21 protein-coding genes are annotated in these 20,715 nt (G+C 69.6%); 8 read left to right on the top strand and 13 right to left on the bottom strand.

Annotation, left to right across the window (positions count from 1 at the left end; all coding sequences use genetic code 11):
- Positions 1–18: 18 nt before the first annotated feature.
- The 7 genes from ACGFIF_RS05975 to ACGFIF_RS05945 all read right to left on the bottom strand — a co-directional run bounded on the left by ACGFIF_RS05975 (position 19) and on the right by ACGFIF_RS05945 (position 5,286).
- Positions 19–408, bottom strand: coding sequence for a hypothetical protein (locus tag ACGFIF_RS05975; RefSeq protein ID WP_393151926.1), 390 nt, complete (start codon positions 406–408; stop codon positions 19–21).
- On the bottom strand, positions 405–1,124 hold the full coding sequence (locus ACGFIF_RS05970; protein WP_393151924.1) for an SDR family oxidoreductase: 720 nt from the start codon (positions 1,122–1,124) through the stop codon (positions 405–407). Before ACGFIF_RS05970 ends, ACGFIF_RS05975 begins: the two co-directional genes overlap by 4 nt.
- Positions 1,125–1,258: 134 nt before the next feature.
- Positions 1,259–2,197 (bottom strand): RNA polymerase sigma-70 factor, encoded by a 939-nt coding sequence (locus tag ACGFIF_RS05965; protein WP_393151922.1) that lies wholly within the window; start codon positions 2,195–2,197, stop codon positions 1,259–1,261.
- Positions 2,198–2,201: 4 nt separating this feature from the next.
- Positions 2,202–2,777 (bottom strand): DinB family protein, encoded by a 576-nt coding sequence (locus tag ACGFIF_RS05960; RefSeq protein WP_393151920.1) that lies wholly within the window; start codon positions 2,775–2,777, stop codon positions 2,202–2,204.
- Between the two features lie 22 nt (positions 2,778–2,799).
- Positions 2,800–4,260 (bottom strand): cobyric acid synthase, encoded by a 1,461-nt coding sequence (locus tag ACGFIF_RS05955; protein ID WP_393151918.1) that lies wholly within the window; start codon positions 4,258–4,260, stop codon positions 2,800–2,802.
- Positions 4,261–4,334: 74 nt separating this feature from the next.
- Positions 4,335–4,871: a YbaK/EbsC family protein gene (locus ACGFIF_RS05950; RefSeq protein ID WP_393151916.1), complete on the bottom strand. Its 537-nt coding sequence runs from the start codon at positions 4,869–4,871 to the stop codon at positions 4,335–4,337.
- Positions 4,872–4,986: 115 nt separating this feature from the next.
- Positions 4,987–5,286, bottom strand: a complete 300-nt coding sequence (locus ACGFIF_RS05945; RefSeq protein ID WP_393151914.1) for a GNAT family N-acetyltransferase — start codon at positions 5,284–5,286, stop codon at positions 4,987–4,989.
- 215 nt (positions 5,287–5,501) lie between these two features.
- Here ACGFIF_RS05945 and ACGFIF_RS05940 point away from each other — a divergent pair, with 215 nt between their 5' ends.
- Positions 5,502–6,326: a helix-turn-helix domain-containing protein gene (locus tag ACGFIF_RS05940; protein ID WP_393153647.1), complete on the top strand. Its 825-nt coding sequence runs from the start codon at positions 5,502–5,504 to the stop codon at positions 6,324–6,326.
- Between the two features lie 53 nt (positions 6,327–6,379).
- On the opposite strand, the gene ACGFIF_RS05935 is transcribed toward ACGFIF_RS05940, so the two are convergent.
- Together ACGFIF_RS05935 and ACGFIF_RS05930 are read right to left on the bottom strand one after the other, a co-directional pair.
- The gene (locus ACGFIF_RS05935) at positions 6,380–6,811 is read right to left on the bottom strand and encodes an organic hydroperoxide resistance protein (RefSeq protein WP_393151912.1); all 432 of its coding nucleotides are present in this window, start codon (positions 6,809–6,811) and stop codon (positions 6,380–6,382) included.
- A 16-nt stretch (positions 6,812–6,827) separates the two neighbouring features.
- Positions 6,828–7,781 (bottom strand): zinc-binding alcohol dehydrogenase family protein, encoded by a 954-nt coding sequence (locus ACGFIF_RS05930; RefSeq protein ID WP_393151910.1) that lies wholly within the window; start codon positions 7,779–7,781, stop codon positions 6,828–6,830.
- Positions 7,782–7,831: 50 nt separating this feature from the next.
- Here ACGFIF_RS05930 and ACGFIF_RS05925 point away from each other — a divergent pair, with 50 nt between their 5' ends.
- Positions 7,832–8,482, top strand: coding sequence for a TetR/AcrR family transcriptional regulator (locus ACGFIF_RS05925; RefSeq protein WP_393151908.1), 651 nt, complete (start codon positions 7,832–7,834; stop codon positions 8,480–8,482).
- Here the strand turns inward: ACGFIF_RS05925 and ACGFIF_RS05920 are convergent.
- The 4 genes from ACGFIF_RS05920 to ACGFIF_RS05905 form a co-directional block, all read right to left on the bottom strand.
- The gene (locus ACGFIF_RS05920) at positions 8,466–9,212 is read right to left on the bottom strand and encodes a sulfite exporter TauE/SafE family protein (protein WP_393151906.1); all 747 of its coding nucleotides are present in this window, start codon (positions 9,210–9,212) and stop codon (positions 8,466–8,468) included. The two genes, ACGFIF_RS05925 and ACGFIF_RS05920, sit on opposite strands and share 17 nt — an antisense overlap.
- Before the next feature lie 142 nt (positions 9,213–9,354).
- Complete coding sequence (locus ACGFIF_RS05915; protein WP_393151904.1) at positions 9,355–10,542, bottom strand: SPFH domain-containing protein; 1,188 nt, start codon at positions 10,540–10,542, stop codon at positions 9,355–9,357.
- Positions 10,543–10,802: 260 nt separating this feature from the next.
- On the bottom strand, positions 10,803–11,327 hold the full coding sequence (locus ACGFIF_RS05910; protein WP_393151902.1) for an NfeD family protein: 525 nt from the start codon (positions 11,325–11,327) through the stop codon (positions 10,803–10,805).
- Between the two features lie 72 nt (positions 11,328–11,399).
- Entirely contained in the window at positions 11,400–12,182 is a 783-nt protein-coding gene (locus ACGFIF_RS05905) for an ABC transporter ATP-binding protein (RefSeq protein ID WP_393151900.1), read from the bottom strand.
- 88 nt (positions 12,183–12,270) lie between these two features.
- Here ACGFIF_RS05905 and ACGFIF_RS05900 point away from each other — a divergent pair, with 88 nt between their 5' ends.
- From ACGFIF_RS05900 to cphA, 6 genes are all read left to right on the top strand, one after another.
- Positions 12,271–13,005, top strand: coding sequence for a hypothetical protein (locus ACGFIF_RS05900; RefSeq protein WP_393151898.1), 735 nt, complete (start codon positions 12,271–12,273; stop codon positions 13,003–13,005).
- Positions 13,006–13,032: 27 nt separating this feature from the next.
- Entirely contained in the window at positions 13,033–14,250 is a 1,218-nt protein-coding gene (gene serB / locus ACGFIF_RS05895) for a phosphoserine phosphatase SerB (RefSeq protein WP_393151896.1), read from the top strand.
- A 42-nt stretch (positions 14,251–14,292) separates the two neighbouring features.
- The gene (locus ACGFIF_RS05890) at positions 14,293–15,186 is read left to right on the top strand and encodes a GNAT family N-acetyltransferase (protein ID WP_393151894.1); all 894 of its coding nucleotides are present in this window, start codon (positions 14,293–14,295) and stop codon (positions 15,184–15,186) included.
- 75 nt (positions 15,187–15,261) lie between these two features.
- On the top strand, positions 15,262–16,629 hold the full coding sequence (locus ACGFIF_RS05885; protein WP_393151892.1) for a carbohydrate-binding protein: 1,368 nt from the start codon (positions 15,262–15,264) through the stop codon (positions 16,627–16,629).
- A 43-nt stretch (positions 16,630–16,672) separates the two neighbouring features.
- Positions 16,673–17,755 carry a cyanophycinase gene (locus ACGFIF_RS05880; RefSeq protein WP_393151890.1) on the top strand — a complete coding sequence of 361 codons (1,083 nt, stop codon included), beginning with the start codon at positions 16,673–16,675 and terminating at the stop codon, positions 17,753–17,755.
- 118 nt (positions 17,756–17,873) lie between these two features.
- On the top strand, positions 17,874–20,672 hold the full coding sequence (gene cphA, locus ACGFIF_RS05875) for a cyanophycin synthetase (RefSeq protein WP_393151888.1): 2,799 nt from the start codon (positions 17,874–17,876) through the stop codon (positions 20,670–20,672).
- Positions 20,673–20,715: the final 43 nt, after the last annotated feature.

Genomic DNA, 20,715 nt, shown 5'->3' with positions numbered 1-20,715 from the left:
GTGCTACTGTCACAGTCGTCAAGTCACCTTGCGCGCCGCGACGATCGCAGAGGCGGGGACGAGCACACTCAGCGCGAGGATGACGGCCAGAGCGATCGACCAGCCGAGCGAGTCGCCCTCGAGATGCCCGAGATGGAAGACCAGGTGCGGGACGGCGAAGGCGAGGTACGCGAGCAGCGCCACCATGGTCAGCAACCGGTCGAACCGGATCGCCGCGGCGGTGAGCACGATGCCCAGCCCGAGGGTCGCACCGCCGAAGTCGCGGAACAGGTGCTCGCTGTACGGCGGCGTCCAGTCCACCGTCGGCACATTGTCGTAGAACGTCGACGGCAGGAGCGTCAACCACAACCCCAGGACCAGTTGGTACGCCGCGAACACCACCAGAACCGACCGCACATAGCCCCTCATGCGACATGCTCCTCAAACGTGATCCGCCCGTACGACGGCCGGTCGACGAGCGCCGCACCGGAGGCGTACGCACGGAAGGTCTTACCGGGGACCCGCAGCGGAACGACCGGACGCCGGGAGCCCCGGGCCGACGCCCACGCGCGGGCGAGATCCGGGACCCGCCGCTGCTCCGGACCACCGATGTCGGGCACGCGACCGTTGTGAGGCGGCTCAGCCGCCAGCTCGGTGAGGCGGACAGCGACATCCTCCACCGCGATCGGTTGCAGCGTGATCGAAGGAGCGAAGATGACGGGGAGCTTCAGGCAGAAGATCCGGTCGAGCAGGTCGTGGAACTGGGTCGCCCGCAAGATCGTGTACGGCGTCCCGGACTCTGCGACGAGCCGCTCGACCTCGAGCTTCGCGCGGTAGTACGGCAGCGGGATCCGGTCGATGCCCACGATCGACATGACCACCACAGGAGTGGTCGGCGGTGTGGCCTGGAGAAGGTTGCGCGCCTGCTGCACGTCCCGCCGTCCGAGTCCGGTCGCGAGGTGGACGATCGTGTCGACACCTTCGACGGCCGGGGCGATGCCGGTGCCGGTGTTCAGATCTCCTGTGATCAGCCCTGGTCCCGACCGGCGGCTGAGGACGCGGACCTCATGGCCGGCCGCGCGGAGATGTTCGACGGTGGGCCGGCCGAGGGTGCCGGTGCCGCCGGTGACGAGGATGCTGGTCATGGGGCCTCCCGGCCTGGAGTGAGGAGCGCAGGGAGCGAAGCGAGTGGAGCGACGAGGGAAGGCCGGGAGCAAAAGCCCCGTGACCCGCCGCGCCGGAGGCGTGGCATCAGTACTGCCATCTGGTGTCCTTTCGTTCACCAGCCCAGATCCGGTGGCCCTCCGATTCGTGACAGCTGGGCGACGGCGAAGGTGAGTTTGTCCGGGTTCATCACGAACCGCAGGTCGCTGATCCGGTCGCCGGTGAACTCGATGAAGCACACGGCCTCGACACCTTCGGGGCTGACGGCAACGAGTGCGGGCCGTCCGTTCGCCTCGCCGAAGCGGGGTTCGATCCCGGCGCCGAACCGCTCCAGGACGCCGACCAGGTACCGCGCGACGCGGTCGCGACCGGCGATCGCGTTCCGGGCCGCGAACGTCTTGCCACCGCCGTCGGCCCGCGACACGACGTCTTCGGCGAGCAACGCCTCCAGCTCACCGATCTCACCGAGCTGGGCGGCCGCGATGAACCGTTCGACCAGCTTCCGCCACTCCCCCGGATCCACCCGGCGCTCACGCCGCGGCCCGGCAGCGGCCCGCTCGGCGGCGACCCGCTTGGCCGCGCGGGACGCGAGTTGCCGCGCGTTGGCCTCGGAGGTGCCGATCAGTTCGGCAACCTCGCGATGGCTGTAGGCGAACGCCTCTCGCAGTACGTACGCCGCTCGCTCGGCCGGAGTCAGCCGTTCGAGCAGGAGCAGCAGGGCGAACGACACCGACTCGCGCTCGGCAACAACCGCCAGAGGCCCGAGCTCGTCGAACTCCGGCCGGCCGGTGAGCACCGGCTCCGGCAACCACTCCCCGACATACGTCTCCCGCCGTACGCGGGCCGAGGTGAGCTGCTTGATCGACAGGTTCGTGACCACCTTCGCCAGGAAGGCGCCGGGATCCTTCACCGCGGCTTGGTCGGCGCTCTGCCAGCGCAGCCACGCCTCCTGGACGATCTCCTCGGCATCCGTCGCCGTACCGAGCATCCGGTAGGCGATCCCGAACAACCGCCCCCGCACCCGCTGGAACGCGGTGAGTCCGTCCGTGGTCACGGGCTCAGTCTGTCAGGAAGGTTTCCGCGGCTTGCTGGATCTTGGTGTAGAAGTCGGTCCAGCCGGCTTCGTCGAGCATGCCGGCGTCGGCGCCACCCTGGCCGTCGATCAGTTCGCGGAGGATGTCGGCGTGGCCGGCGTGGTGGGCGGTCTCGTCGACGACACGGACCAGCAGGGCGCCGAACGTCGTACCGCGTTTGCCTTCGGCCCAGTGCGGGACCTCCGCCGGGGTGTCCAGCGGGAGCTCGGCGATACTGCGGTCGCCGTGCGCACAGGCCTGCTTGTAGAGGTCAGTGATGTACGCCGTGCTCTCGGACGGGAGGGCCCACATGTCGGCGCCTTCCCACACCGAGCCGTCCTCCTCCCACGGGAGCTGCTTCTCCGGCGGGCGGCCCACGCTCGTCCCGAGGTAGACGTACTCGATCCCGGTCAGGTGCTTGACCAGGCCGAGCAGGTTCGTCCCCGACGGCACCAGCGGGCGGCGTCTGTCGTACTCGGACAGGTCGTCCAGTTTCGCCAGCATCAGCGCACGCGTGGCCTGGAGGTACTTCTGCAGCTCAACCGCCAGTGGATCCGTCATGCCGAGGACAGTAGCCCGGCCTTCAGACAGTTTTCGGCGCACCCGGTGGAACGAACGGCGGCGAGGTCGGGCCGTGCTCGATCAGCTTCATCAGCGCCGCTGTGTCGACGTACGAGTCGATGGCGTCGGCGAGCCGATCGAGACGCGCCTCACGAAGAGCGGCGAACGAGACGGTGCCGTCCGGTGCCGGCTTGCCGGTCAACTCGGCGACCTCGGTCAGGAACGCATGCCGGGCCGCATCGTCATCGAGTAGCCCGTGCCAGATCGTCCCCCAGGTGTTCCCGACCCGGCACCCACCCGGGAAGCCGGCCGCGTCGCCGGTGACCGTCACGACACCGTGATGGATCTCGTACGCCGTCCGCGCCGGCCGGGCCAGCACCTTCTCCGCGGCAAACACGGTTGCTACCGGCAACACCCCGAGCCCGGTGTGTTCCCCGCCGCCTTCGACACCGTGAGGATCTGAGATCGCCGCACCGAGCAGCTGATACCCACCACAGATCCCCAGCACCGGCCGCCCGGCCGCGACCCGAGCAGCCACCGCATCGGCCAGCCCGTGCTCCCGCAACCACTGCAAGTCCGCCACGGTCGCCCGCGATCCCGGCAGTACGACGAGATCCGCGTCCCGCACCTCCGCCGGACTGGTCGTGAAGAACACACTGTTCGTCGGCTCGACCGCCAGCGCGTCCAGATCCGTGAAGTTGCTGATCCGCGGGAGCCGGACCACAGCAACAGTGAGCACGTCGGCCGACGAAGTCCGCCGTACCGGGATGTCGAGCGCGTCCTCGGAGTCCAGCCACAGCTCGGGCAGCCACGGGAGTACGCCGTACGTCGGCCGGCCGGTCGCGGTCGTCAGCATGTCGATCCCCGGCTGGAGCAGCGACACGTCACCGCGGAACTTGTTCACCAGGAACCCGCTGAGCAACGCCTGATCCGAGGCGTCCAGCAACGCGACCGTACCGAACATCGACGCGAACACTCCGCCGCGATCGATGTCACCGACCACGACCACCGGCGCCTGGGCGTGCTGCGCGAGCCCCATGTTCACGTAGTCCGACTGGCGCAGGTTGATCTCCGTCGGGCTGCCCGCGCCCTCGCTGATCACCACGTCGTATCTGGACGCGAGGTCGTCGTACGCCGCGAAGGCTGCCTTGGCCAACTCGACGCGCTCGGTCAGGAATCCGCGGGCGGTGAGTTCACCCCACGGCTCCCCCATCAGCACGACGTGGCTCCGGCGGTCGCTACCGGGTTTGAGCAGCACCGGGTTCATCGCGGCCTCCGGCTCGGCACCGGCGGCGACAGCCTGGATCCACTGGGCCCGGCCGATCTCGGCGCCGTCCGCACAGACCATCGAGTTGTTCGACATGTTCTGTGCCTTGTACGGCGCCACCCGCACACCCTGGCGGGCCAGCCACCGGCACAGCCCGGTCACCACGGTCGTCTTACCCGCGTCGGACGTCGTACCGGCGATCAGCAGTGAACCCACGCGGGCAACCTTAAGCCGTCCTACTCCGGCGGTTCGTCGGTCCGTCGTCTGGCGCCTTGTTCGTCCTCCGGTGGTCAGCCGACGGGAGAGGCGAGTTCCAGCACTTCGGCGGTCGGGAGCTTGGCGAGGTCGGCGCCGTCCACGAGCAGCTTGGATGCGCGGATACCGCCGCCGATCACGACCGGTCCGGCGTTCGCGACCGCCGCGTCGACCAGGACCGGCCAGTCCGCGGGCAGCCCGATCGGCGTGATGCCGCCGTACTCCATCCTGGTCGTGCTGACCGCGTCGTCCTGGGCGGCGAACGAGATCTTGCGGACCCCGAGATGCTTGCGGATCACGCCGTTCACATCCGCGCGGTGGGTGGCGAGCACCATCACCGCGGCGTACGTCGACTCACCCGCACGCTTGCCGTGGACAATCACGCAGTTCGCCGACGCGGCCATCGGTACGTCGTACTCCGCGCAGAACGCGGCCGTGTCCGCGAGGCCGGGATCGATCGCGGCCGCGTATCCCGGGATCGACCCGAGACCGTCGCGGACCGGCTCGGCCAGCAACTCCGGCACCTCGGCCGCCGGCCTCCAGTCGAGCTTGCCCAGCACCGGGCCGGTCATGGGGCCTCCCGGCCTGGACTGAGGAACGGAGGGAGCGAAGCGACTGGAGTGACGAGGGAAGGGCGGGAGTTACAGCCCCATGACCCGCCGCGCCGGAGGCGTGGCATCAGTACAGTCACTCGCCGGCCCGCTTCACGAGGTCGGCGTACTCGGTGTGCTCGGCGAGGTATTCCTGGTAGAACGGGCAGGCCGGCTTGACCCGCAGCCCGAGGGCCCGTGCGTCGTCGAGTGACTTGGTGGCGATCCGGCCGGCCACACCACGGCCGCGGAAGGTGGGCAGCGTCTCAGCATGCAAGAAGGTGATGACACCGGGGTGCAGCTTGTAGTCGACGAAGCCCATCAGGCTGCCGTCCGAGTCGACCGCTTCGTACCGGCTGCGCTCCTTGGCGTCCACCACGCTGATCTCGTTCTCCATGCCCGCCACTCTAACCAGACGGCCACGGCGGCGTACCGGGAGTAACTTAGTGGGCGGGATAGCGCCTGTTGCCGTGGACAGGCGGTAGCATCGCGGGCTGAAATGGGTGAGTGGACGGGGTGCGGGGTCTCCCCGCCAACCCCGAGCGAGGCGAGGGCGTGGGTGCGGAAGTGACGGTGGCTGGTGGAGACGGTGGACCGACCGCTCTCCGGATCATGCTCGGCGGACAGCTGCGGCGGATGCGGGAGCAGGCCGGGATCAGTCGTGCCGACGCCGGCTGGCAGATCCGCGCCTCCGAGTCCAAGGTCAGCCGGATGGAGCTCGGCCGGGTCGGGTTCAAGGAACGCGATGTCAGCGACCTGCTCGAGCTCTACGGCATGCAGGACGAGGACGAGCGCTTCCGGCTGATGGAGCTGGCCCGGGCGGCGAACAACCCGGGCTGGTGGTCGCGGTACGGCGACGTGATGCCGAGCTGGTTCACCAACTACGTCGGCCTGGAGGTCGCGGCGACGCTGATCCGGACCTACGAGGTGATGTTCGTCCCGGGGCTGATGCAGACCGAGGAGTACGCGCGCGCCGTCGTCCAGATGGGCAAGGCGTATCTGCCCGCCGAGGAGGTCGAGCAGCGGGTCGCGCTGCGGGTCACCCGGCAGCAGATCCTGGCCCGGTCGAATCCGGCCCGCCTCTGGGTGGTCATCGACGAGTCCGTCCTGCGTCGCCCGGTCGGCGGCGAAGACATCATGCGGGCGCAGATCGAGCACCTGATGAAGTGGGCACAGGAGCCGAACATCACCTTGCAGATCATGCCGTTCAGCAGCGTCGGGTACCCGGGCGCGGGTGGCGCGTTCAGCATCCTGCGGTTCCCCGAGGGCGACCTGCCGGACATCGTCTACATCGAGCACGCGGCCAGCGCGCTGTACCTCGACAAGCTCGAAGAGGTCGACGAGTACGTCGCGATCATGGAGGCCCTCACCATCGCGGCGGCACCGGTGTCGCAGACCGAGACCCTGCTGAAACAAGCCCTGGCCCGGATGGACTGAACCCCTGGGACCGTCAGGTTCCCAGGGGCTCTTTGCCGCTCTCGGTAGGACGCTCAGGCGACCTTGAGGTCGACCTTGATGTTGCCCCGGGTGGCGTTGGAGTACGGGCAGACCTCGTGCGCCTTGGCCACCAGCTCCTCGGCGACGGCGCGGTCGACGCCGGGCAGGCTCACCTCGAGCACGACCTCCAAGCCGAAGCCGGCGCCGCCGTTGATCGGGCCGATGCCGACCTCAGCGGTGACGGTCGAGCCGTCGGCGTCCTGGCGGGTCTTGCGCGCGACCAGCTTGAGCGCGCTGTGGAAGCAGGCGGCGTAGCCGGCCGCGAACAGCTGCTCGGGGTTCGTGCCCTTGCCGCTGCCGCCCATCTCGACGGGCGGCGCGACGACAACGTCGAGCTTGCCGTCGTTGGTCGCGACCTTGCCGTCGCGACCACCCTGGGCCGTCGCCGTGGCGGTGTACACAACCTTGTCTACTGCGATCGTCATATCAGCTTCTCCAGATTCAGCGGGTGGGGTCGAGGACGAGCTTGCCGACGGTCCGCCGGGCTCGTAGGTCTTCGTGGGCGGAGGCGACGTCGGACAACGGGTAGTCGCCACCGACGATCGGGGTGAGCTTGCCGCTCGCGGACAGGTCGAACAGTTCGGCCAGCGGGTCGCCCAGCAGTGCCGGGTCCCGGAAGCAGTCGGCCAGCCAGAAGCCGGCGATCGTCTTCGAGCCCTTCATCAGCCGGCTCGCGTCGATCGGCGCGGCGGCCTGGCGGGACGCGGCACCGAAGGTGACCAGGCGGCCGAAGCGACCGAGTGCCGCGAAGGACTCGTCGAACGTCGGTCCACCGACCATCTCCAGCACGATGTCGACCGGCTTGCCGCCGTTCGCCTCGAGGATGCGGTCCTTCAGACCTTCCGGCTCGCCGTCGATCGCCGCATCGGCACCGAGCTCGAGCACCTGCTTGCGCTTCTCCTCGGTGGACGCGGTCGCGATCACCCGGCCCGCACCCCACAGCTTCGCGAGCTGTACGGCGAGGGACCCGACACCACCGGCGCCGGCGTGCACCAGCACGGACTCACCAGGCTGCAGATGCGTCGACGTCTTCAGCAGGTGCCAGGCCGTCGTGCCCTGCAGTACCAGCGCGAGCGCCGCGCCGTCACTGACACCTTCCGGTACGTCGAAGGCGTACGGCGCGTGGGCCACCGCCTTCTCGGCGTACCCGCCGGACCCGACGAGCGCGACCACGCGACGGCCATCCGCCGTCCGGCCGACGACCTCACCGCCCGGGATCAGCGGCAGCTCGGTCTTGGACAGATAGCTGTTCTCGACCTGGTGGGTGTCCGCGTAGTTGATACCGGCCCGATCGACCGTGATCAGGACCTGCCCGGCACCGGCGACCGGCTCCGGTACGTCGCTGACCGTGAGGACCTCGGGCCCGCCGAACTCGGTGATCTGAATGGCTCGCATACACCGTACTATACACTGTACGTTATGAACGTCGAAGGGAGGTGCGTCACATGGCGCGGACGCCGCGCAACACGCTGAGCTCCGAGCTGATCGTGCGGACCGCTCTCGAGCTGATGGAGTCCAAGGGCACGGACGCGTTCAGCCTGCGCGGGGTGGCCGCGGAGCTGGGTGTCGGCCCGATGGCGCTCTACACCTACTTCCGCAACAAGGACGACCTGTACGACGCCGTCCGCGACCACCTGATGGGTCTGCTGCCCGCCGTACCGCAGGAGGTGGCGTGGCCCGACCAGGTGCGGGCGGTGTGCCGGAGCCTGCGCCTGCTGATGCTCCAGCATCCTTGCCTCGCGCAACTACTGGCCGGCCGGCCGTTGAGCGGGCACGAGACGGCGCGGGTCGCCGAGGGCCTGCTGGGCGTCCTGCGGTCGGCCGGGTTCGACCCGGAGACGGCGGCGCGGACCCACACCACCTTGTTCACCTACGTGCTCGGGGCAACGTCCTGGGAGATCCAGATGGCCGCCGAGCGCCGGGACCCGGACTCGTGGCGACGACTCCGGACGACGATGGAGTCGCTCTCGGGCCTGGACTTCCCGACCGTGGTCGACCTTGCGCCGGAGCTGGCCCGGACCACGGGCGGCGACGAACAGTTCGACTACGGCCTGGACCTGCTGCTGGCGGGCCTCGAGGTCAGAACACCATCGTGACGATGGCGACGATGCCGATGCAGACGATCAGGACGCGCAGCGCGACCGGCGGGAGCCTGCGGCCGTAGCGGGCGCCGAGGAACCCGCCGAAGGTGGAGCCGACCGCGATCAGGCCGGCGGCCAGCCAGTCGACATCGGCGACGATGATGAACAGCACCGCGGCGACCGAGTTCACGACGGTCGCGAGGACGTTCTTCAGACCGTTCATCCGCTGCAGGTCCGGATCCAGGCCGAGGCCGAGGATCGCCATCAGCAGCACCCCCTGGGCGGCACCGAAGTACCCGCCGTAGATGCCGGTGGCAAACACCGCGGGGATCACCCACCAGGCACCGCGATGGGCATGCGCGGGGACACTGATCCACTTCTTCAGCCACGGCTGCAGCGCGACCAGCACACACCCGAGCAGGATCAGCACCGGCACGACGGCATGGAACGCGGAGTCGGGCAGGGTCAGCAGCAGGACCGCCCCGACGATGCCGCCGATCAGCGAGGCCGGGATCAGCCGGATCATCCGGCCGCGCTGGCCCTCGAGCTCTCGCCGGTAGCCGATCGCGCCGGCCGCCGTACCGGGGGCCAGACCGACGCTGTTGCTGACGTTGGCCAGCACCGGTGGGATGCCGACGGCAAGGAGTGCGGGGAAGGTCAGCAGCGTGCCCGACCCCACCACGGCGTTGATCGTGCCCGCGCCTACCCCCGCCACCAGGACGAACAGCGCCTCGAACCATGTCATCGCTGCCAGACTTTACGCACCTGACCGGTCGCTCCGCTCAGCAGTCCGTCCGTTGAGCAGACAACCTTCGATCGTTACATCTCGGCACCGGCAGCACAAAGCCCTCCCAGGATGTCCTGGGAGGGCTTTGTTTTCAGCGTCTTCAGCGCTCCAGCGGCGGCTCGGGCGACGGCGGCACCGGCGGCTCCGGGCTCTGCCCGATGGGGTTCTGGCTGATCGGGCTCTGGCCGGCCGCGGGCGGCGGCTGCTGGCTGCGGGTGCTGACGGCCGCATTCTGCGCCGCGGCGATCGCTTCCGCGACCGCGTTGTCGGCCTCGACCACCGCGGCATCCGGCGCAGTCAGGTCGGCGCCGGCGTCGATCGCCGCGACCTCACCGTTGGCGAGCTCCGGCGCTTCCCACGAGCCCTCGGCCTTCTGCGGGATACCGGCCACCTGGCCGACCGCACTGCCCAGACCCTTGAGCGCGTCGCCGATCTCGCTCGGCACGATCCACAGCTTGTTCGCGTCGCCCTGAGCGATCGACGGGAGCATCTGCAGGTACTGGTAGGCGAGCAGGCCCTGGTCCGGCTTGCCGGCGTGGATCGCGTTGAAGACCGTGGTGATGGCCTGCGCCTCACCCTGGGCCTTCAGGATCCGGGCCTCCCGCTCGGCCTGGGCGCGCAGGATCCGGGACTCCTTGTCACCCTGGGCGGTGAGGATCGCGGACTGCTTCTGACCCTCGGCCGACAGAACGGCGGACTGCCGCATACCCTCGGCGGTCAGGATCGCGGCGCGCTTGTCGCGGTCGGCGCGCATCTGCTTCTCCATCGAGTCCTGGATCGACGGCGGCGGGTCGATCGAGCGCAGCTCGACCCGGTTGACCCGGATCCCCCACTTGCCGGTCGCCTCGTCCAGCACGTACCGGAGCTTCTCGTTGATCTCCTCACGAGACGTCAGCGTCTGCTCCAGGTCCATGCCACCGATGATGTTGCGCAGCGTCGTCATGGTCAGCTGCTCGATCGCCTGGATGTAGTTGGAGATCTCGTACGTGGCCCGGACCGGGTCGTTCACCTGGAAGTAGATGACGGAGTCGATCGACACCATCAGGTTGTCCTCGGTGATGACGCCCTGCGGCGGGAACGCGACGACCTGCTCGCGCATGTCGATGGTGTAGCGGACCTTGTCGACGAACGGCGTCAACAGGTTCAGGCCGGGTTGCAGACCCGTCTTGAACTTGCCGAACCGCTCGACGATCCCGACGGTCTGCTGCTGCACCACCCGGACGGACTTGATCAGTGTGACGATCACCAGCAAGGCGACCAAAGCCAACACTACGAGGAACGCGGTCACTAGACCCTCCACTCGACAGAACCCTCAGGACGGACAGTCTTTCCTATGGACGGTCCACTCGCCGTACCGGTTCCCCGGCGCGTCGGCTGCCTGATCACGCAGGTACTTCTGTCGTCCTCCGTAACCGACAGTACTGCGCCTTGGCCGGGCCTCCGGCGCCGGCGTGGTCATGGGGCCTTGGCTCCCGGCCTTCCCTCGTCACTCCAGTCGCTTCGCTCCCTGCGCTCCTCGGTCCAGGCCGGGAGGCCCCATGACCGGCGTCAGCTCTGCGGCGGGTCGGTGGGATTCGGGTCCTGGGTGGGCCGCGGGTCGCTGAGTTGATGGAGCGAGTCGCCGACCGGATAGACGACGGCGGTGGCGCCGTCGATCGACATGATCTCCACCCGCGTGCCCGGCGGGATCGTGGACACCTCGTCGAACGGGCGGGCCGTCCACAGGTCACCACCGAGCCGGATCGAACCGCCGCCGTCCGGATGGATCTCCTTGACCACGGTGCCGGTCCGGCCGATGACGTGCGCGGAGCCGGTCTTCAGCTCGGTGCCGTGATGGAACTTGCGGGCCAGCAACGGACGGATGGCCACCAGCATCGCGGCGGAGGTGATCAGACCGACGACGATCTGCAGCCAGAGCAGTCCTGGGAAGACGGCGCTCACCCCGGCAGCGGTCAGCGCACCGGCCGCCAGCATCAGCAGAGTGAAGTCGAGTGACGCCAGTTCGGCCAGACCGAGGACGGCGGCAACAGCCAGCCACGCCGCCCAGATGTTGTCCCGCAGCCAATCCATCATTTGCCAAGCCTATCCAGGTTCAGGGCCCTTGGTCGGTTCTTTGACGCGCCCTGGGTGCTGCGGGATCCCGCGTCAGAGGGCGCGGGCGGTGTAGCGGCCGTCTTCCTGCTTGAGGGAGAGGGCCAGATCGAAGGTGTCGCTGAGGGTTTCGGAGGTGAGGGCTTCGTCCATCGGACCGGCCGAGACGATCCGGCCCTGCTTCAGCAGCAGGGCGTGGGTGAAGCCGGGCGGGATCTCCTCGACGTGGTGGGTGACGAGCACCATCGCGGGGGCGCCGGCCGCGGTCGCGATCGAGCTGAGTGAGCGGACCAACTGCTCGCGACCGGTGAGGTCGAGACCGGCCGCGGGCTCGTCCATCAGCATCAGCTCGGGGTCGGTCATCAGCGCGCGGGCGATCTGGACCCGCTTGCGCTCCCCCTCGGACAGGGTGCCGAAGGTCCGGTCGCCGAGGTGGCCGATCCCGAGTTCGGTCAGCAGCTCCTTGGCCCGCTGGTGGTCCAACTCGTCGTACTCCTCGCGCCAGCGGCCGAGTACGGCGTACGACGCCGAGACCACGACATCCGACACACGTTCGCCGCGGGGAAGCCGGTCGGCGAGGGCGGCGCTGGTCAGTCCGATCCGCGGCCGCAGCTCGAACACGTCGACCGCACCCAGCACCTCACCGAGCAGCCCGGCGACACCGTAGGTCGGGTGGATCTGGGCTGCGAGGATCTGCAGCAGCGTCGTCTTGCCGGCGCCGTTCGGGCCGATCACCACCCACCGGTCGGCCTCGTCGACGGTCCAGTCGATCCCGTCGAGCAGCCGCGCCCCACCACGAACGATCGACACCTCGGCCAGCTCCACCACTGCAGTCATGCCCCAAAACCTACGGGGTCGCTCCCCCGCTCCCGCACACGGCCTGCTGATGTCGTACGGCGACCAGGGTGGTGGGAGACTGGCGGGCGTGTTGACGACCTCCGCCTCGGTTCGGTTCACCGTGTGGACCAACGCGATGCTGACCGGCGCCTGCGACCCGGACACCGCCGCCCTGAAGATTCTCGGCGACGATGTCGGCCACCACGTCGCCGGCCTGGCCGCGCATCCGGCACCGGCGACGCTGCCGGTCGCACTCAACCTGTTGCGCGCGGCGGGTGCCACGCAGGCACACCTCGCCCTGCCGGTCCCGGGCGATCCGATCGGGCTGGCCGGGCCGCCGGTGTTCAACGAGGCCGCGCTCGACACGGGTGAGGCCGTCGTCCTGACGGGCGCCGAGGTCGGGCTCGTTCCGGCGTACGTCGGTCCGGCCGTGCAGTGGACCGTGATGGCGGCGGCGAGTCCGCCGCCGGCCGACATCGGGGAGGCCGACCGTGGCCTGCGGATGGCGTTGATCGACGCGGCCGAGTCGCTCGCAGCCCTGGACGTCGCGCGGTGGAAGCCGGAGATCGCGGACGCGCTGATCGACATTCGCAAGATCGGCAGCGGACGGAACGACGACCTTGCTCCCGGCTACGAACCGCGCGCGGTGAAAGCCGCCGCCACCGCTCGCCGGTGTCTGGCCATCGCCGACGCGGCGCTCGAGGACGACGGTGCCGCGGTCACCGGTGCCGAGGCCGACGCCCGCCGCCGGACGCTGACGGAACTGGCTGCCGCCGCCCGCCGCGCCCTCGTCGCGGCATGTGGACCGCCGGTCCGCGGCTGACCTCGTTTGGGTACCGTTCGTCCTGCCATGACTGGACAGGCTGAGCTCGAGACGCCAACGCCCGATCGCCCGACGTTGCTGGTCACGTTGACCGGTACCGACCGCCCGGGCCTGACCTCCGCTGTGCTCTCGACGCTAGCCACCCGCGGGCTCGAGGTGATCGACGCCGAGCAGGTGGTCCTCCGGGGTCGCCTGGTGCTCGGTGTGCTGGTGTCCGCACCGCGCGATCACAAGACCCTCAAAGAGGAACTGAAGGCGCTCGAGACCGTTCTCGACGTCGACATCTCGGTGAAGAAGGGCATCGGCGACAACGAGCCCCGGCGCAAGGGCCGCAGCCAGGTGACGGTGATCGGGCACCCGCTGACCGCGGCCGGCCTGGCCGCGATCGCCGGCCGGATCGCCGACACCGGCGCGAACATCGACCGGATCAGCCGGATGGCGCGCTACCCGGTGACCGCGATGGAGATCGCCGTGTCGGGTGCCGATCCGGAAGCGCTCCGGACTGTGCTCGCGCTGGAAGGTGTCCGGCAGGAGCTGGACGTCGCCGTCCAGGCCGGTGGGTTGTACCGGCGGGCCAAGCGGCTGATCGTGATGGACGTCGACTCGACGCTGATCCAGGGCGAGGTCATCGAGATGCTCGCCGGGCACGCCGGCCGGCAGGCGGAAGTTGCCGCGGTCACCGACCGGGCGATGCGCGGCGAGCTCGAGTTCGCCGAGTCCCTGCATCACCGGGTCGCCCAGCTGGAGGGCCTGCCCGAGTCCGCGCTCGACGAGGTGTACCGCGCGATCCAGCTGGCGCCCGGAGCGCGCACCCTGGTGCGGACGCTGAAGCGGCTCGGGTACCAGTTCGCGATCGTCAGCGGCGGCTTCAGCCAGATCACCGACAAACTGGCCGCCGACCTCGGCATCGACTACGCCGCGGCGAACGAGCTGGAGATCGTCGACGGCAAGCTCACCGGCCGGGTGATCGGCGACGTCGTCGACCGGGCCGGCAAGGCCGTCGCATTGCGCCGGTTCGCGGCGAGGTCCGGTACGCCGCTGTCCCAGACGGTCGCGATCGGTGACGGCGCCAACGACCTCGACATGCTCGCGGCCGCCGGGCTCGGGGTCGCCTTCAACGCCAAGCCGGTCGTCCGGGCGGCGGCCGACACCCACCTGAGCCACCCGTACCTGGACACGATCCTGTACCTGCTGGGCATCAGCCGCGAGGAAGTGGAAGCCGCCGACGCGGACAACCCGGCCTGACCAATCGCCCGGATTCGCGCGCGGGTGCGCGATGATCGAGGCATGTTGCCGCAGGGGTTCGCGCGCCGCTCCGCGACGATGGATGACGCAGAAGCGATCTACCGGCTGATGGCCGCGGGCGAGGTCCGCTGGCACGGCCGGGCCGAGGTCGTACCGGACGCGGTCGCGGCGGATCTACGGCGACCCGAGCTGGACCGCGAGCGCGACACCCTCGTCGTCGAGGCCGGCGACGGCGAGCTGGCCGGGTGGGCGTGGCTGCACCTGGGGAAACGCGCCCAGATCGACGTGCATCCGTCGTACTGGGGGCTCGGGATCGGTACGGCGCTGCTCGACTGGGCGGAAGCACGGTCGCGGGAGGAGGGCAGCGAGTGGCTGGCCCAGGCCGTGGACGACGCGGACAAGCCCGGGACCGACCTGCTCCGCTCGCGCGGGTACGAGGTGCTCGCGACCAACTGGCTGCTGGAGCGCCCGATCACGGCACCTGGACCGCGGAACCTGCCGGCCGGCGTCACGCTCAGCCCGTACGACGAGGCGCGGGCGCACGATGTGTACGAGCTGATCGAGGGCGCCTTCGGCGAGTTCCAGCAGCGGCGGAAGTCGTACGCCGAATGGACCCGGCTGACCGTGGAGCGGTCCACCTTCCGCCCGAACGCCTCGGTCCTCGCGTACGCCGGTGACGAGCTCATCGGAGCCGTGATCGCACTCGACCTCCCGGAGACCGACGAGGGGTACGTCGAGCAACTCGCCGTCCGGTCGGATCAGCGGGGCAAGGGCGTGGCGCGGGCGATGCTCGACGACACCTGCGCCGAGTTCCACCGGCTCGGGCGGCGCGACTGCATCCTGTGGACACATTCCGGGACCGGCGCACTCGGCATGTACGAACGCCTCGGCATGCGGGTCCGGCGCAGTACGACGGTCTATCGTCGGACGCACTGAACTCCGACCGTGACGAGCTGTTGACACCGCGCCATGAGAGCGCTCACATAGACCTCACCAACCCTGGAGGTCGCTATGCGTTCCCGCCCCTTGCTCACCGCATTGCTCGCCCCACTTCTCGTCACCGGCGCCCTGGCTGTCGCGGCACAAGCCAGCGTGCCGCCGCCTCCGGCCGGCTGGACCACAGTCTGGAGTGACGACTTCGACGGGCCCGGCAACACGCTGCCGTCGAGTGCCAACTGGATCATCGACACCGGCCACGGCTATCCCGGCGGCCCCGGAAACTGGGGCACCGGCGAGATCCAGAACTACACGAACAGCACCAGCAACCTCGCTCTCGACGGCACCGGCAACCTGCGCATCACGCCCCGCCGCGATGCGGCCGGCAACTGGACGTCGGCCCGGATCGAGACTCACAAGAGCGACTTCAAACCGCCCGCCGGCGGTGTCCTCGCGATCGAGAGCCGGATCCAGATGCCGAATGTCACCGGCAACGCGGCCCTCGGCTACTGGCCGGCGTTCTGGGCGCTCGGAGCGCCGTACCGGGGGAACTACTGGAACTGGCCGGGGATCGGCGAGTTCGACATCATGGAGAACGTCAACGGGATCAATTCCGTCTGGGGTGTGCTGCACTGCGGCGTGAACCCCGGCGGCCCGTGCAACGAGACCAGCGGCCTCGGCGCCAGCCGTGCCTGCCCGGGCTCCAGCTGCCAGTCCGGCTTCCACACCTACCGCTTCGAGTGGGACACGAGCATCTCGCCGAACCAGTTGCGCTGGTACGTCGACGGCCAGCAGTACCACTCGGTCAGCCAAGGCCAACTGCCGGCCGACACGTGGACGAACATGACCTCGCACGCCGGCTACTTCATCCTCCTGAACGTCGCCATCGGCGGCGCCTTCCCGGACGCCCTCAACGGGCCGACCCCGCGGCCTGAGACCGTCCCAGGTCACCCGATGATCGTGGACTACGTGGCCGTGACGTCCCGCGGCGGCGGCACGACTCCCCCGCCCACCACGCCTCCGCCCGGCGGCACCAGCGCGTACAGCACCGTCCAGGCCGAGACCTCGACCCAACGGTCCAGCATCGGCGTTGAGACGACCACCGACACCGGCGGCGGCCAGAACCTCATGCAGATCGGCAACGGCGACTGGGCGCTCTACCGCGGGCTCGACTTCGGCAGCACGGCCGCGACACAATTCATCGCCCGGGTCGCGTCCGGTGCGGCCGGTGGGGTCAGCGGACTGGTCGAAGTACGCCTCGGCAGTCGCTCGAACGCCCCGATCGGCAGCTTCGCCATCGCCAACACCGGCGGCTGGCAGTCCTGGCGGACCGTCCCGGCCAACATCAGCGGCGTGACCGGCGTGCACGACGTCTACATCACCTTCACCAGCGGCCAGCCGTCCGACTTCGTCAACCTGAACTGGCTCACCTTCGCCCGCTGACCGGATTACGGCCGCACCGGGGGTGACCACCTATCCTTCGGCTATGTCTGAACAGCAGGGTGGGGTGAACAGTGGGCCGGGGGCCCTGTTCGCCATCGGCGGCGCCGAGGACAAGCTGAAGAAGCGGACGGTGCTGCAGGAGTTCGTCGAGGCGGCGGGCGGGCCGAAGGCCCGGATCGTGGTCGTGCCGACCGCGTCCGCGCTCGGTCCGGATGTCGTCGACGTCTACCACGCGCTGTTCGCCGCCCTCGGTGCCGAGAGTGTCGTCGGCGTCCGCCCGGAGAACCGGGAGGACGCCGACGACCCGGCCTTCATCGAGCCGCTGCACGACGCCACCGGTGTCTTCATGACCGGCGGCAACCAGCTGAAGCTGGCCGGTGTCGTCACCGGTACGGCGTTCGGCCGCGCTGTCACCGCCGCCCACGCCCGCGGTGCCGCGGTCGGAGGTACGTCGGCCGGCGCGAGCATCCTGGCCGAGCACATGATCGCCTTCGGCCGCTCCGGCGCGACCCCGCGACAGCGGATGAGTCAGCTGGCCGGGGGCCTCGGGCTGGTCCAGGGTGCGATCGTCGACCAGCACTTCGCCCAGCGGAACCGGTACGGACGGCTGCTGTCGCTCGTCGCCCAGTCCCCGGGTCTGCTCGGCATCGGCGTCGACGAGGACACCGCGGCCGTCGTCCGCGGTACTCATCTGGAGGTCGTCGGCCGCGGTGCGGTGACGATCTTCGACGGCAGCCGGATCACGTCGAACGCGCACTACGCCAAGCGGTCCGAGCCGATCCTGGCGTCGGGCGTCGTACTGCATGTGTTGCCCGCGACCGCGACGTTCGACCTGCAGGCGCGCGTGCTGCTGTCGTACGGGCCGCAGCCGCCGGCCGAGGAGATCGCCGAGATGCAGGCCGCGGAGGCGGATCTGCGCAAGCTGGCCAAGGAGATCGCCGCCGAGGGGGTGTCACCCAAGTACTACGAGGACCGCAAGCGGCGGGCGGGACGTCGGACGGCCAGCGCCTCGAAACGGGCCACCGCGGCCGGGGAGTCCAGACCGGAGGCGACCGAGCCGATCACGGCCGGCGCCGAACTCGACGACACCTCCGACCGCAAGCAACCAGACAGTGAGACCGAATGACTGTACTGAATTGCCGCGCCTCCGGCACGGCGCGGTCATGGGGCCTTGGCTCCCGGCCTTCCCTCGTCACTCCAGTCGCTTCGCTCCCTCCGCTCCTCAGTCCAGGCCGGGAGGCCCCATGACCGAAACGCACGGCACCCCCAGCCCGGACCTGAAGATCATCGAGACCCGTGTGTACCGCGGGCCGAACGTGTGGAGCTACGACCCGGCCATCCATCTCGTCGTCGATCTGGGCTCGCTGGAGAACTTCCCCTCGAACGCCATCCCCGGCTTCCCCGAGCGGCTGCTCGAGTACCTGCCCCGCCTCGACCAGCACCACTGCTCGCGCGGCCGCAAAGGCGGCTTCATCGAGCGGCTGCACGAGGGCACCTGGCTCGGCCACATCGCCGAACACGTCTCCCTGCAGCTTCAGCAGGAGGCCGGCCACGACATGCGCCGCGGCAAGACGCGCCAGGTCAAGGGCTTCCCGGGCCGCTACAACATCACCTACGCGTACGCCGACGAGTTCGTCGGACTGGCCGCGGGTGACCTCGCCGTCCGGTTCGTGAATCACCTGGTGCAGCCGGACCCGGCATTCGACTTCACCACCGAGCTGGAGAAGTTCATCAAGCAGGCCGAGCGGACCGCGTTCGGCCCGTCGACGCAGGCGATCGTGGACGAGGCGGTGTCCCGCGACATCCCGTGGATCCGGCTGAACAAGGCCAGCCTGGTCCAGCTCGGTCAGGGCGTGCACGCGAAGCGGGTCCGGGCCACGATGACGTCGGAGACCGGGTCGATCTCGGTCGACATCGCCAGTGACAAGGACCTGACCACGCGGCTGCTCGCGTCGGCCGGGCTGCCGGTGCCGCGGTCGGAGTCGATCCGCACGGTCGAGGAAGCGGTCGCGGTCGCGCAGAAGATCGGGTATCCGGTGGTGTGCAAGCCGCTCGACGGCAACCACGGCCGGGGCGTGTGCCTGAACCTGCAGGACGCGGACGCCGTCCGCGAGGCGTTCCCGATCGCGGCCGAGCAGTCCCGGCGCGGCTGGGTGATCGTGGAGAACTTCGTCACCGGCAAGGACTACCGGTGCCTGATCATCAACGGCCGGATGGAAGCGATCGCCGAACGCGTGCCCGCGCACGTGGTCGGTGACGGCATCCACACCGTGGCCGAGCTGGTCGACATCACCAACGCCGACCCGCGCCGCGGTGTCGGGCACGAGAAGATCCTGACCCGGATCACCATCAACAACGCCGCCCGGGAACTGGTCCGCGGCCAAGGGTTCGAGCTGGACGACGTACCGCCGGAAGACACCATGGTCAAGCTGACCCTGACCGGGAACATGTCCACCGGCGGCATCTCGATCGACCGGACCTTCGAGGCGCACCCGGAGAACGTCGAGATCGCCGAGGAGGCGGCCCGGATGATCGGGCTCGACATCGCCGGGATCGACTTCATCTGCCCCGACATCACCCAGCCGGTGCGCGAGACCGGCGGCGCGATCTGCGAGGTGAACGCGGCACCCGGCTTCCGGATGCACACCAACCCGACGATCGGCGAACCGCAGTACATCGCGAAGCCGGTGGTCGACATGCTGTTCCCGCCGGGGGCGACCAGCCGGATCCCGATCGTCGCGGTGACCGGGACGAACGGCAAGACCACCACCGCGCGGATGATCAGCCATGTCTTCAAGGGCATCGGCCGCAAGGTCGGGATGACCTCGACCGACGGCATCGTGATCGACGAGCGGCTGGTGATCCGCGCCGACGCGTCCGGGCCGAAGTCCGCCCGGATGGTGCTGCAGAACCCGCGGGTCGACTTCGCCGTCTTCGAGGTGGCCCGTGGCGGGATCCTGCGCGAGGGCCTCGGGTACGAGCGCAACGACGTGGCCGTCGTGCTGAACATCCAGCCCGACCACCTCGGTCTGCGGGGCGTGGACACGCTCGAGCAACTGGCCGACGTGAAGGCGGTGCTCGTCGAGGCGGTGCCGCGGACCGGGTACGCCGTACTGAACGCGGACGATCCGTTGGTGCGCAAGATGCGGCGGAAGTGCTCCGGCCAGGTGGTGTGGTTCAGCATGGCCGAGCCGGGCAGCGAGGTGCGCGACTACATCGAGGGCCATTGCCGGCGTGGTGGGCGGGCCGTCGTCCTGGAGCGGTCGGACCTCGGCGACATGATCGTGGTCAAGCACGGCCGCCGGTCGATGCAGCTGGCCTGGACACACTTGCTGCCGGCAACGTTCGGCGGGCGGGCGATGATGAACGTGCAGAACTCGATGGCCGCCGCGGCCGCCGCGTTCGCCGCCGGTGCGCCACTGCACGACATCCGGCAGGGCCTGCGGACGTTCAGTACGTCGTACTACCTCTCCCCCGGCCGGTTGAACGAGATCGACGTCGACGGCCGCACCGTGATCGTCGACTACTGCCACAACGCGCCGGCGATGCGGATGCTCGGTGACTTCGTCGACCGGCTCGGCGAAAGCCTCAACGCGTCGTCGGAGCTCGGCCGGCCGTCCCGGATCGGCGTGATCGCAACGGCCGGCGACCGGCGCGACGACGACATGCGGGAGCTCGGCGAGGTGGCGGCCCGGCACTTCGACGTGGTCGTCGTCCGCGAGGACGCCCGGCTGCGCGGCCGCAAGCGCGGTGAGTCGGCGGCGTTGGTCGTGGAGGGTGTCCGGGCCGCGATGGAGAACGGCGCGCGCTGCCGCCAGGTCGACGTCGAACTGGAGGAGCTGGAGGCGGTCCGGCATGCGCTGGCCCGCTCCAACCGGGGCGATCTCGTCGTCTTGTGTGTCGACCAGCATCAGACGGTCCTCACGGAGCTCGAGTCGGTGTCCCATCTCGCCCAAGCGGGTGCCCGCTCGGGCGACGAGGGCGGCGACCCGGACTTCGTCCAGCCCGACGACGAGACGGCAACCGCGCAGACTGACGACTGAGGTCGGGGTGATCCGGGACACGGCCGGGATCGCCTGACACCGG

Origin of the sequence: Kribbella sp. NPDC049174, assembly GCF_043197365.1 — a bacterium.
In the GTDB taxonomy this organism is placed as follows: domain Bacteria; phylum Actinomycetota; class Actinomycetes; order Propionibacteriales; family Kribbellaceae; genus Kribbella.
This window is presented reverse-complemented; position numbering and strand designations above follow the sequence as displayed.

Bases quoted from the DNA above. Each gene is read 5' to 3' on its own strand.
- ACGFIF_RS05950 (WP_393151916.1), bottom strand. From the start codon at position 4,871: ATGACCGGCCCGGTGCTGGGCAAGCTCGACTGGAGGCCGGCGGCCGAG.
- ACGFIF_RS05975 (WP_393151926.1), bottom strand. From the start codon at position 408: ATGAGGGGCTATGTGCGGTCGGTTCTGGTGGTGTTCGCGGCGTACCAA.
- ACGFIF_RS05935 (WP_393151912.1), bottom strand. From the start codon at position 6,811: ATGACGATCGCAGTAGACAAGGTTGTGTACACCGCCACGGCGACGGCC.
- ACGFIF_RS05910 (WP_393151902.1), bottom strand. From the start codon at position 11,327: ATGATGGATTGGCTGCGGGACAACATCTGGGCGGCGTGGCTGGCTGTT.
- ACGFIF_RS05970 (WP_393151924.1), bottom strand. From the start codon at position 1,124: ATGACCAGCATCCTCGTCACCGGCGGCACCGGCACCCTCGGCCGGCCC.
- ACGFIF_RS05885 (WP_393151892.1), top strand. From the start codon at position 15,262: ATGCGTTCCCGCCCCTTGCTCACCGCATTGCTCGCCCCACTTCTCGTC.
- serB (WP_393151896.1), top strand. From the start codon at position 13,033: ATGACTGGACAGGCTGAGCTCGAGACGCCAACGCCCGATCGCCCGACG.
- cphA (WP_393151888.1), top strand. From the start codon at position 17,874: ATGACCGAAACGCACGGCACCCCCAGCCCGGACCTGAAGATCATCGAG.
- ACGFIF_RS05940 (WP_393153647.1), top strand. From the start codon at position 5,502: ATGCTCGGCGGACAGCTGCGGCGGATGCGGGAGCAGGCCGGGATCAGT.
- ACGFIF_RS05890 (WP_393151894.1), top strand. From the start codon at position 14,293: ATGTTGCCGCAGGGGTTCGCGCGCCGCTCCGCGACGATGGATGACGCA.
- ACGFIF_RS05905 (WP_393151900.1), bottom strand. From the start codon at position 12,182: ATGACTGCAGTGGTGGAGCTGGCCGAGGTGTCGATCGTTCGTGGTGGG.
- ACGFIF_RS05880 (WP_393151890.1), top strand. From the start codon at position 16,673: ATGTCTGAACAGCAGGGTGGGGTGAACAGTGGGCCGGGGGCCCTGTTC.
- ACGFIF_RS05920 (WP_393151906.1), bottom strand. From the start codon at position 9,212: ATGACATGGTTCGAGGCGCTGTTCGTCCTGGTGGCGGGGGTAGGCGCG.
- ACGFIF_RS05945 (WP_393151914.1), bottom strand. From the start codon at position 5,286: ATGGAGAACGAGATCAGCGTGGTGGACGCCAAGGAGCGCAGCCGGTAC.
- ACGFIF_RS05930 (WP_393151910.1), bottom strand. From the start codon at position 7,781: ATGCGAGCCATTCAGATCACCGAGTTCGGCGGGCCCGAGGTCCTCACG.
- ACGFIF_RS05960 (WP_393151920.1), bottom strand. From the start codon at position 2,777: ATGACGGATCCACTGGCGGTTGAGCTGCAGAAGTACCTCCAGGCCACG.
- ACGFIF_RS05925 (WP_393151908.1), top strand. From the start codon at position 7,832: ATGGCGCGGACGCCGCGCAACACGCTGAGCTCCGAGCTGATCGTGCGG.